This window comes from Bradyrhizobium huanghuaihaiense (assembly GCF_007830635.1).
GTDB lineage: Bacteria > Pseudomonadota > Alphaproteobacteria > Rhizobiales > Xanthobacteraceae > Bradyrhizobium > Bradyrhizobium huanghuaihaiense.
Genome location: NZ_VLLA01000036.1, coordinates 13,431 through 24,819, shown reverse-complemented (window position 1 = coordinate 24,819; position 11,389 = coordinate 13,431). Strand labels below are relative to the sequence as shown.

The window sequence follows — 11,389 nt, the reverse complement described above, 5'->3', positions numbered from 1 at the left end:
ATGCCATTTTAACGGGCTCGGAAAGCTTCCGTCCCTTTAAGGGTTATTTATGCCGGGTCGGCCGCCTCTGTTGCGGCCCCGGTCGAGAGAAAACGGAAGTTTGGTTTTGGCAATGTACGGCCGTCTTGATCGGACACAGCCTTGACGTGCTCGCGTGTGTGCTTGGCCTCGGCGATCAGGAGGCAGCGCCTCAGCTCCTCGCTGCAGCGCTTTGCCTGGGCGCGCATCTGGCACTTGTCATCGGCGGAGCTGGAGGATTTGGCGAGGCTGCTCCACGTCGCCGCGAGCGACTTCTTGAGCAGCTCAATCTTGCGCTCCAGCTCGTCCAAACGCTGCTCCGTCGATTCTCTCCGGATACACGCTTGGAACGGAGCTAAGCCGATTCTCCTGCGTCGTGAAACCCCGTAGCGGTACTGTTCTCCTCGCGGCCCGCCTATGAGGCGCCGAGCCTCGTCCAGACCGCATGGACAACGAGGAAAACGGACAACGCCCCCAGCAGCCACCCCAATTCGGTGCCCATCTGGCGCTCATCGAATTCAAGGTTGGGGTCGTTCTCGCGGCCGAACGGGACCTCCGGTGCCGGCCGTTGCGGGCGCCCCGCTCGTCCGGCTGCGCGCCGCAACAGTCGACGAACAATCGTTTCCCGCTCGACAATGCTGCTTCTGTCAGAATCGGCGTGCATCGTCACTCTTGCCCGGCCTTGCGAGAGGCTCGTCGTTGCATCAAGGACATGAGGCGCGCCAGGCGGCTCACGCGGCGAACGCTGTCGGAAAAGCGGGCTGCGGGCGTACGGTGCCGAATGTGGAAGACAAGCTTACGAAGCCGACCGAGCATGATGTCCCTCGCAATATGATGGAGCGCATGAGGACCCGGATGTCCTGGCAAAAAACGGCTGGCGCGGCAGACGTGGTGATCCGACAAGCGTCAGGACGGACGCGCCATGGGCATTGGCGAGGATGGTGCGTAGCTTCAGGACTTCGTTGGCGCGAGCCACTTCCAGCCCCGCGAGGGCAAGATTGACCGTCGCTTCCTCGACATCCTGTTCAGCTACCCGCGCACATGCCGGAGAGAACTCGAGCGCCGGTATCGTCGACAGCACGCGACAGAGGGCGAGCTAAATTCCAAATGCTTAGAGTTCTGAAATTTCTGTTCATTGCATCGCCTCGAATGACGAGTTGGCGGCTGAAACGAAATTTACGTGCGGCTTAAATTCGCCTTAACTTCGAAAGTATGTCACGGGCGTAACTTGGCCACAAGCGCCGTTGGCAATCATGGCTCATTGGCTACTAGTGAAGTCGATTCAGGTTGAAACGCGACTCCAGTTGCAAGCCCGAGCCGACGATGATTGGCTCCGCTCGCCAGGTGCGTGCCTCCTCAATAATAGGAAAGCGCAGACCCGGCTGAAAGGCGCTCGCATACGCGACTCGGCTGTGTAGCCGGACGTCGCAAAAGCTGCCGATGCCACGAAACGAATGCCATGCGCTACGACAGCCTAGCTTCGAGCGCGTGCTGCCCTCTGCGCTTCTTACATTCAGCGTGGAGACTCGAGATCTCGTGGTGGTTAGCGCGGCACCGCGGATGCCACTGCACGGAGCCGCTTGGCGGAAGCGAGTCACCCGCGTGAATTGCAGCCCGGCCGATTTCGGGGGGCTCGACACGAACACAGGTAAGGGCGCTTGGCGCGGTTCGCCAATATTCCAGGCGGAGATACGGCGCGCCCCGCCTCCTGGATTTACCGATCGCCAGCCGAAGTGATTCGGACGTGGAAGCCTTTTGCCTCAATGGCGCGGATCAGCTGTTCGAGGCTCATCTCGTCCGGCCGCAGCGAGAGCTGGTCCGAAGGGCCTTGATCCTGAGTATTCACAAGGTGAACACCGTCCTCGAGAAACTCAGAGCTGACGTTAAGCACCTTTGCCACGGCTTTTATCGTAGCAGGCTTGGGCACCCTGCCCCGCTTCTCCCAATGCCAAATCGCGGGGGGAGTTACGTCAATCCGCCTGGCCAGCTCGGTGATGGTCATCGACCGCTCTTCCCGCAGCTGTTTCAAGCGCGAACCGAAGTTGGCAATCGTTTTGTTCTTGAATTTAGGCACCTGTAAATTCCATTTGCATGTGTGAGAATCAGCGTTAACGACCACAATTAGGTAAGATTACGGTCTCGTTCGTTTTCAAGTCAATCGTCGATCCGTAGGTTTTCGCCTTCGGAAACCCGTGCGGTTCGCAGCAATCCTGTGCAATCGGTCAGCCCAACTGCCCTCTTCGGTCTCGTTCGGCCGGCCAGGCATGCAAGGCCCGAGCCACAACTGGAAAGACAATCTCACTCAGCGTTACGCGTTCCTAACTCCATCGCTCGCCGCTGGCGTGACACGCGACTCCGGCTGCGAACGGCCGCTCCGCCGAAGGGAAAGGGCAGCCGGTTACGGCCCTGTAATGCCTCGGCGGCGTTAAGTAAACAGCCAAGGCTGCCCCTGCCGCTCCTTCGCGCGATTGATCAGTGATCGCTCCAATGTCACTATGCGCCGGATTTAGCGGGATAAGGGTTTGGCCGGACGGGCTTTTCTTCGTCCCGGTCACAGCCCGGCAGAGGGGATCGCGTGACCATCTGGCGGCGTCTTTTATGTTGGCTGCGGCCCGGGCTGTTGCTGTCGACCGGGGGGCTTTTTGCTCTTGCGGCCCCTGGCGTCGCGCAGACGGCCGGGCCCCGTCCGGCAGCAGAGCAAGCTCCGGAGGCTCCCAAACGCATCGAGCATCGTCAGCCTCTGATCGACATCCTCGCACACATGTCCGGCAAGTGCACGACGCTGAAGGTCGCGGGTCGCAGCTATGCCTGCAAGGCCGTTGCCTATGCCCATAACGAAGCCGGACGTGTGAGCTTCGCGGTGGCTATCGAGGACCCGGCGGACGACGGCCACGTCGTGTCTTTCTCCGGCGAGAAGGGAAAGCGGTTCGACGACAATTCCTACGAGCTTCCTATCGATCGGATGCTCCTGAATTCCAAGCACCGGCCGAAGGTCCATGGGCTGCCGGTGCCCGCGGAGGAGGCATCGACCGGCATCTGCCGCCAGTTCGGCAATTTTGCCGCGCGGCGGGTCTCGAGCGTCACCTGCACTGCAACGGACTCGCGGGGACAGAGCTATGAACTGCTGTTCGTTTCGGACGGCTCTCCCATCGGCGTTCGCCGCGTGAGGCAGTCAGCCGCGTCGATCGACGACCCGTTTAAATAGCAGCTAAATGGTCCTGGAGCGACGCAGGCAGGTTTTCTGCGCGGCCCTTGCGCGCCCTAGATTTGGCCGTCGCCACGCCAGGCGCGTTCAATAGCAATTCGGAGAATTGCCCCCGAGCCGGGCACACGCATCCGAATTGGAAGCCCGCCACTGAATCACGGCTAACGGGCTGCGTCCCTGCCCTTCCAACGGCGCTCCTCGTAGCCTTTCCGCCTCTTCCGCCACGATGGCTCTGTGCGCCTTGGCAATCTGGTCATTACGTTCAAGCAGCGAGACCTTGCCGGCCGAGACCTGGACGGCAAGCGCTTTGCGCAATGCATTTTCGCGGTCGAGCAGATCCGGAAATTGCAAGCTGGGCCGCACCGAGAGCTCTGTTGCCTTCACGATGCAATCGGCACGCGGCACGGCCTGCGCGATCTGATCGGGAAATGCGTTGCGGCAATCTGCAAGGGCCTCGGCCAGATTTACGGAAGATTCTTCGCCCTCGTTCTGAAGCGCCAGTCGCGTGCCTCCACAACCAGCAAGCAGGCTAAACAGCAACACAACAACCGCATGGCGCATCTTAAAAGGGGCTTTAACGCGTCGGCACCGCGGGTTGATGGCAGCCCGACCGCCGGCCGCGCGCGCACGCTCGACCGGGCCCATGCTTCCTATTTCTGGCGGAAGGAGTGATTGAAGGACATGATCAGCGGCCCAACCAGATATTCAAACGCCGTGCGCTGGACGGTCGGGATCATGACGGTTGCCGGCATGCCCGGATAGAGCTTGATGTTCGGCATGGCCGCAAGCTCGTCCTGATCAATTCGCACGAAGGCCGTGTAGTATGGGTTGTTGCTCTTGGGGTCGGTCAGACGATCTGCCGAGACCTGGATGACGTCACCATGAATGATTGGCACGATCCGCTGCTTGTAGGCCGTGAGGTGAACTTCCGCACGCGTGTTGGGATGCACGTCGCTGATGTCCTCGACCGCCACCTGCGCTTCGATTGTCAGCCCATCCTGCTCGGGGACGATGTCCAGGATCTTGTCGCCGCGCTGGATGACGCCGCCGACTGAAAAGACGTTGAGGCCGACCACCTGGCCGCTATAGGGCGCGCGGATCTCCATGCGCCCCAGGACCGCCCTGGCGTTCATGGCTTTCGGGATGACCTCCAGAATCTTGGCTTGCGTGTCCCGAAGGTCCTTGGTCACGTCGGTCATTCGATCATTATCGAGCTGCGCCATTTGCTGCTCTTGCTCGGCAATTGCCTGGCGGGCTTTGGCAATGTTGGCGTTGGAATCCGCGATCTGCCCCTCGAGGCCGTAGGCGGTACGCTCCAGTTGCAGAATGCGCGGGCGCGCGATCAGGCCCCGCTCGACGAGAGGCGCGATATCCTTCGCCTCGCTGTGAACGGAATTGATCTGGTCGGTAAATGACTTCACTTGCGCCTGGGCGCCGACGATCTGCGAGCCGAGCTGGTTGATCTTCTCGCGGATGACGCTGCGCTGTCCCTCCAGCGCGGCCCGGCGGCTCTCGAACTGGCTGACCTGCCCGTTCCAGACGCTCTTGAGATAGGGATCTTCGGAACGCGCCCTCAGATCCGACGGCATCACGAGCCCGGAGCCGTGATCGAGCTCGGTCAAGAGCCGAACCTCCGTGGCACGAAGCACGGCCCATTGCTGCGTCAGAACTTCGTATTCGGCGCGCGCCTGGGTCTCATCCAGCACGATCAGGAGGTCGCCGGAGCGAACCTTGTCGCCCTCCCTGACCCGCAGCTCCTTCACGATGCCGCCGTCAAGGTGCTGGACGCTCTTGCGATTACCCTCAACCTTGACGACCGCGTTTGCCACGACCGCGCCGTTGAGCGGCGCGGTCAGCGCCCACGCACCAAGCCCGCCGAAGAATACGGCAACAATGGCCCAGCCGGCGAGCGAGATGCGCCTGATCGAGTCGCTGGGCGGCCCGGCGGAAAGACCGGCCCGGCTGCCAACGGCGGCGAGATTCTTGGGTGTTCCGTCCAAAATGGCCATTGGGCGAGCCTAGCTGCTGGAGCCTTGCACGGCGTGCACGGGGACTGGACGGGTCAGCCGTGCCATGATCTCGGCACGAGCCCCGAACATTTCGGCGACGCCTTCTCTGAGAACGAGAATCTTGTCGACGACTCCGATGGTCGCCGGCCGATGCGAGACGATGACAACCGTCGTCCCGCCTTTTTTCAGCTGCACGATACAATCTGCCAGAGCGACATCACCTTCGGCATCGAGGTTCGAGCTCGGCTCATCGAGCACGACGAGGCTTGGGCCGCCATAGACGGCGCGGGCCAGACCAATCCGCTGGCGGAAGCCGCCGGACAGAATAGCGCCGCCTTCTCCGACCTGGGTGTCGTAACCGTGCGGAAGCCTCAGGATCATTTCGTGCACGCCGGCGAGTTGGGCGGCCAGGATGACGTCCTTGTCGCTTCCCTCATCGAAGCGACCGATATTGGCGGCGATCGTGTCCGAGAACAGCTCGATATCCTGAGGCAGGTAGCCGACATGGTCGCCGATCGCCCGCTTGACCCAGGTCGCGACATCGGCGCCGTCCAACCGCACCGCGCCCGCCGAGGGCGTCAGCACGCCGACAAGCTGGCGCGACAGGGTCGATTTCCCGGCCCCGGACGGCCCGATGACCCCGAGCACCTCTCCTGCCTCTACGGCGAAGGTGACGCCGCGCAGAATGGGCCTGGCGCCCCCCTGGGGAACGAAGGTGAGGGCCTCGACCGAAACGTGTCCCTTGGGCCTGGGCAGCGTCAGGCCGGCCTCGAGAACAGGATGCGCCGTCAGCAGCTCGCGAATGCGCAGGAACGCAGCACGCGCCGACACCAGACCACGCCACGACCCCACGATCTGCTCAACAGGCTGCAGCGCGCGGCCGAGCAGGATGCTGGCCGCGAACATCGAACCGACCGTCGTGACCCGCTCGATCACGAGATATGCCCCCAAACCCAGGATCAGCGATTGCATGGCGAGGCGCAGGAAACGGATCAGGCTCTGGATCGCGGCGGCCCGGTCGCTTGCAGCGACCTGGCGCTCGAGCATCCGGTCGCGATCGCGACTCCAGCGCCGCAGCAGACCGCCGGTCATGCCCATGGCACGCACGACCTCGGTGTTGCGCAGGCTCATTTCGGTGAAGCTGTAGCTGCGCGCGGCGGCTTCGTTCGATTCCGTGAGCGGCAGCTTCACCAGCCACTCGCTCAGCAGCGCCATCAGCACCAGGATGACCGAACACCCCAGCGCAAAGGCCCCCAGGAACGGATGTAGGGCGAAGATCACCACGATGTAGATGGGGGCCCAGGGCAGATCGAAAATGGCGTGGATGCCGGTCCCGGTGACGAACTGGCGAAACGTATCGAAATCGCGGATCGCCTGGCTGCGAGCGCCGCCCGCGTTGGCCGACCGATCGATGATCGCCGTCATCACCCGCGAGGCGATCTCGCGGTCAAGGCGGATGCTGGCGCGGGTCAGCACCCTTGCGCGAACTGCGTCCAGCCCCGCCAGCGCCATGAACGCCAGCAGCAGCGCGATTGTGAGCATCAGCAACGTGATCTCGCTCGCGCTCGAGATCACCCGGTCATAAACCTGCAGCATGTAGAGCGGGCCGGCGAGGTAAAGCAGGTTAATGGCAAGGCTGAAGATGCCCGCCGTCGCGAAATAGCCCTGGCATGTCTGCAGCAGGCGCCGGAGCTCGTCCGGCCTCTTGAAAGGCGCACTCACACAATCCGGCGGATGCCCCCGCCCCCCTAATCAAAAATGACCGCCGGAACGACAACGCCCGGCCGAATTAAAGACTTATTGGCAGCCGTTACAATTCTTGTCTAATCAAGTGGAATGTTTAGCACAGCCGCCGGGCCCGCGAAATAATCCTCGCCGGAAAGGTAAAGGCGCCCGTAGAGCTACGGGCTTCCGCGCGTTTACGATATTTATACCGGTTGAACGCAAGGCCTAAATGCGACGGGCGGAGGCGAAAACCAGCGGAATTTCGACCAGAACCCAAACAACGGACATGGGTTGGCATTCCCGCGGCGCAACATGCGCGAGCCGGGGCTGGAAATTGCCATTCCCGGAGGAAAAAGGCGCAGGGAAGACCGGGCGCCGGCCGGACCCGTCCCCCGTGTGCGAAAGGGCGCAGGGGTGGATCACAGGTGAAACCGGCCCCCCGGACTTCCCTGCGCGAATGGTTCTAACGGTTTCCTTCGCGCCTGCAGGGCCAGATACGAATTTATCTGCGAACTGCACGCCTCCCCATGGGGCCTCATCATCGCGCGCTGAAACGAGGCTCCGTCACGAACACGGATGCAAGTCGTCATCATCCGGTCCGGTCTCGGACACTGCCGTTTCGTAACATCCCGGCGTAACGAACATAAAACCCGATTTATGCGCCGTTAAAGAGATTGCGAAACTTGGACCGCCATCGTCAGCGCTCTGGAACCGCTGATCCCAGTTTAACCGCTCAATTTACCCGCCTTTAATTCGCCCCGTCATCCGATCTCCGCACACCGCGCGACATGGCGCGCTTTTTCTTCCGTCGCACAGGCAAGGAGATTCGATGGCCAAGCGGGGCGTGAATGATCAGTACGGGAATTTCTCTGAAGCGAATGCAAATGCTCTCGAATGGGAATTCATCGGACTGAACATCGCCTCGGCGCATGCCGACTCTTTCGCCGCCTCGACGGCGCGGAGCGACTCCGAGGTGAATGATGGAAGTGCCGCAGACGGCGGCCCCGAGGGGTTCGCCGCCAAGAAGGGCGGCAGCGGCACAGGTGGAGGCAACACATCGACCGGCGGCACGGGAACAAGCACCTCAGGTTCTGGCACGAGCACATCGGGCACAGGTACGACCACCTCGAGCGGCACCACCGGTCAAGGAAGCACTACGCTCGTCCTTCATGACGTTCCCACTCACTGGCAGACATTGAACGCTCCCACGGGCAACTCCACGCTGCCCACTGACAGCTATTTCAGCCAGCAATGGGGACTCACCAACAGCACCGCCGGGATCGACGTCGCCAAGGCCTGGCAAAACTACACGGGACTTGGTGTCAAGATCGGCGTCATTGATGATGGCTTCGACTACAATCACGGCGACATCAACCCGCATTATCTGCTCAATCTCGACTACGACACCGTGACCGGCGGCGCCGACGCCTTTGGCAGCTCGACGACCGACAAGCATGGGACGACCGTCATGGGTGTCATCGGCGCCGCAGCCAACGGCACGGGCGTCGTCGGTGTCGCGTATAATGCCGGCATCGCCGGGTTTCGCATCGGATATGGCGCAACCGGCACAACGGGTCAGGCGACGGACGCCTTCAATCACGTCCTCACAAATGGCATGGACGTGGTCAATGCGAGCTGGGGCTATACCGCGGCCTACTCCGACAATTTCCTCTCGTCGGCATTCTCCGCAACAAAGGTCGCGATCCAGAACGACGTCAGCAGCGGTCGCGGCGGCCTCGGAATCGACATCGTGTTTGCGGCCGGCAATGGAGGCCCGACCGACAACGTAAACTATCACAACTTCCAAAACGACCCGTTCGTCATCACGGTTGCGGCGACCGACACGTCTGGCCACATTACGAGCTACAGTTCGCCAGGAGCTGCAATTCTCATCTCGGCGCCAGGCACTGCCAAGACCGACGATCGCGTCGGAACCGATGGATATTCGACGAACGACTACATCAACATCTCCGGCACATCCTATGCGGCGCCCTACGTTTCCGGTGTCGTCGCTCTGATGCTGCAGGCAAACCCGAACCTCGGCTTCCGCGACGTCCAGGATATTCTGGCCTATTCGGCCAAGAACACGGATCCCACCAATGCGAGCTGGCACACCAACGGCGCCCACGATTGGAACGGCGGCGGCCTCCACTTCAGCGAAAGCTACGGCTTCGGCATGGTCGATGCGACGGCAGCGGTGAGGCTTGCCGAGAGCTGGCAATATCAGTCGACCTACGCCAACATGTCGAGCGAATCTGCATCGCATACGGACAACGCGGCGATTCCGGATGGCGTCGGCGGCCTGACCAGTCAGATGACGTTCGCCTCTTCACTCGACGTGGAGAGAATGGTGATCGACCTCAATATCGCTCACGCGAGCCCGAGCGACCTCTTGGTGACGCTGACCTCTCCCAGCGGAACGACAGCAACACTTGCGTCGCACCCGGCAAACGGGACCGGCACGGGGATCGTGTTCCAGACGACGGCGAACAGCTTCTGGGGCGAGGATGCGAAGGGAACCTGGACGCTCACCGTTACGGACAGCGTTGCAGGAAATTCCGGCACCCTGAACAGCTGGACTCTGACGGCACTCGGCGATTCCGCGTCGACCCCGATTACCTACGTCTATACCGACGAGTTTGCGTCCGTGACCAATCCGGCCAATCTGATCCTCACGGATAGCAGCGGCAATGCGACGCTGAACACGGCGGCGGTCACCTCGGGCTCGTACCTCGATCTTCACGCCGGCGCACTCGACACCATCGCCGGAAAGACTCTCCAGATCGCAGCGACGACCATCATCAAGAACGTCTGGGCCGGCGACGGCAACGACACCATCATCGCGAACGACTTCGGCGACACGATCCAGGCGGGCCGCGGCAACAATACGATTGTCACCGGCAAGGGCGCCGATGTCCTTTATGCGGCGCAAGCGGGCAGTATCGACACCTTCGTCTTCAATGCGCTTTCGGGCACGACAGATACCATCCGGAATTGGGTATCAGGCAACAACAGCATCAATGTGGGACAACTGCTCAGCTCTCTCGGGTATTCCGGAAGCAATCCAATCACCGACGGATGGTTGAGCTTCATCTCGGACGCGAAGGGCGGGACCAACATAGTGGTCGACGCGCATAACGGCGCCGCGCCACAATCCGTGGTAGACATCGTGGGCATTGCCCCCACGCTGCTTCACGAGAGTACGACGACGTGGAGCCTGATCGTCTGAGAAAGGTGGGCAGGCCTCCTGCAATCGACCCATAAAAACGAAGGCCTCGTGACGAGCACGAGGCCTCGATCTAAGCGTACGCACGCTGAGACGGTCTCAGGCGATGCCCTGGATTCCCCCCGTCTGATGCAGGGTCAGCCAGAACTGATCGAGCGTGTTCTCGTGCTGATTGATGACGTTTACGCCATCGTTGGTCCATCCAACCCAACCCGGCGAGCCGGAACTGGTGACGAGTTGATTCTGATTGAACGCCATTAGAGCATTCTTCAGTCCTTCGCCATCGGCTTCCTTCCCAAGCGGGGTCCCCCAGTCGGTGATGCCGGTGCTTGCGTCCGTAACATCAACGTAGGTCTTGTTCCATGCATTCGAATTCGTCGCGACGCCTGTGGTCTTGTCGATAATGAGATCATTGTTTGTATCGACATTCACGCCAAGGCCAGCCCAAGCGCCCTTTCCGGTCAGCCACATGACAGCTTCGTCGATGAGGTTGTTGGGTTGCACGACCCCTGCATCGATGTTGAGCTGCGTTGCGATCACCTGGGCAAGCATGATCGAGATGGCGTCACCGTTCTTGGCGGACGACTCGATCGAGAGTGCCGTAGCTACGTCAATCTTGAGGTAGTGAGCGTTGGCGCCATCGTCCTGAATGCCGTTGCCATTGGCATCACCGAGCAACAGGTACTTGTCGGTGCGATGGGTATTCCACGCGGAGGCATGGCTTCCCCAGTACCCCTGCGTCCTTGCGGAGTTCTCATACCCGTTGTAGCTGCTCGGATCGGATGCCGTATCCGTACCCGTATGACCCGCAGTGTCGGTGAACGAACCGGTTGCCGTACCCGTGTTCGAGTATCCACCTTCGATGGCCTTGCCGGTAGCCTGGTAGATCCAGGTTTCGTTGAGATCCAGCTTGTGGTCGCCATTAGTGTCACCGCTCACATATGTCGGCGTTACACCCTTGTCATCGGTCACCGTAACATTTGAAAGGGCGACATTCCCCGTATTAGTCACCGTGTATTTCCACGTCAGGGAAGTCCCGGCGATGACGTTGATCCCGTCTCCCGATTGATTGCCGGCGATGGTAATTTTATTGATTGATATCTCGGGATCAGCACCGAAATAGTTCGAAGCGTCTTGCGCCGACGGCGTGGCCTTGTGGCCTGCATCGTCGGTGAACGAGCCGGTCGCCGTTCCGGTGTTTTTATA

The 11,389-nt window shown here is 61.1% G+C and carries 8 protein-coding genes; 2 read left to right on the top strand and 6 right to left on the bottom strand.

The window, feature by feature from the left end; genetic code table 11:
• Positions 1–47: 47 nt before the first annotated feature.
• Positions 48–329 carry a hypothetical protein gene (locus tag IQ16_RS39405; protein WP_018646314.1) on the bottom strand — a complete coding sequence of 94 codons (282 nt, stop codon included), beginning with the start codon at positions 327–329 and terminating at the stop codon, positions 48–50.
• A 1,403-nt stretch (positions 330–1,732) separates the two neighbouring features.
• Positions 1,733–2,092, bottom strand: coding sequence for a helix-turn-helix domain-containing protein (locus IQ16_RS39400; RefSeq protein WP_020608048.1), 360 nt, complete (start codon positions 2,090–2,092; stop codon positions 1,733–1,735).
• Between the two features lie 507 nt (positions 2,093–2,599).
• Here IQ16_RS39400 and IQ16_RS39395 point away from each other — a divergent pair.
• On the top strand, positions 2,600–3,223 hold the full coding sequence (locus IQ16_RS39395) for a hypothetical protein (protein WP_035667501.1): 624 nt from the start codon (positions 2,600–2,602) through the stop codon (positions 3,221–3,223).
• 87 nt (positions 3,224–3,310) lie between these two features.
• Here IQ16_RS39395 and IQ16_RS39390 read toward each other — a convergent pair whose 3' ends face one another.
• The 3 genes from IQ16_RS39390 to IQ16_RS39380 are packed head-to-tail and all read right to left on the bottom strand — an operon-like array spanning position 3,311 to position 6,954.
• The gene (locus tag IQ16_RS39390) at positions 3,311–3,868 is read right to left on the bottom strand and encodes a hypothetical protein (RefSeq protein ID WP_145832133.1); all 558 of its coding nucleotides are present in this window, start codon (positions 3,866–3,868) and stop codon (positions 3,311–3,313) included.
• Between the two features lie 5 nt (positions 3,869–3,873).
• Complete coding sequence (locus IQ16_RS39385; RefSeq protein ID WP_018646319.1) at positions 3,874–5,232, bottom strand: HlyD family type I secretion periplasmic adaptor subunit; 1,359 nt, start codon at positions 5,230–5,232, stop codon at positions 3,874–3,876.
• Positions 5,233–5,241: 9 nt separating this feature from the next.
• A complete protein-coding gene (locus IQ16_RS39380; RefSeq protein WP_018646320.1) occupies positions 5,242–6,954 on the bottom strand; it encodes a type I secretion system permease/ATPase in 1,713 nt (570 codons plus the stop codon).
• A gap of 832 nt (positions 6,955–7,786) precedes the next feature.
• Here IQ16_RS39380 and IQ16_RS39375 point away from each other — a divergent pair.
• Positions 7,787–10,186, top strand: coding sequence for a S8 family serine peptidase (locus IQ16_RS39375; protein WP_018646321.1), 2,400 nt, complete (start codon positions 7,787–7,789; stop codon positions 10,184–10,186).
• A 96-nt stretch (positions 10,187–10,282) separates the two neighbouring features.
• Here IQ16_RS39375 and IQ16_RS45375 read toward each other — a convergent pair.
• The coding region (locus tag IQ16_RS45375) for a DUF7507 domain-containing protein (protein ID WP_208751664.1) at positions 10,283–11,389 on the bottom strand (1,107 nt) is incomplete at its 5' end.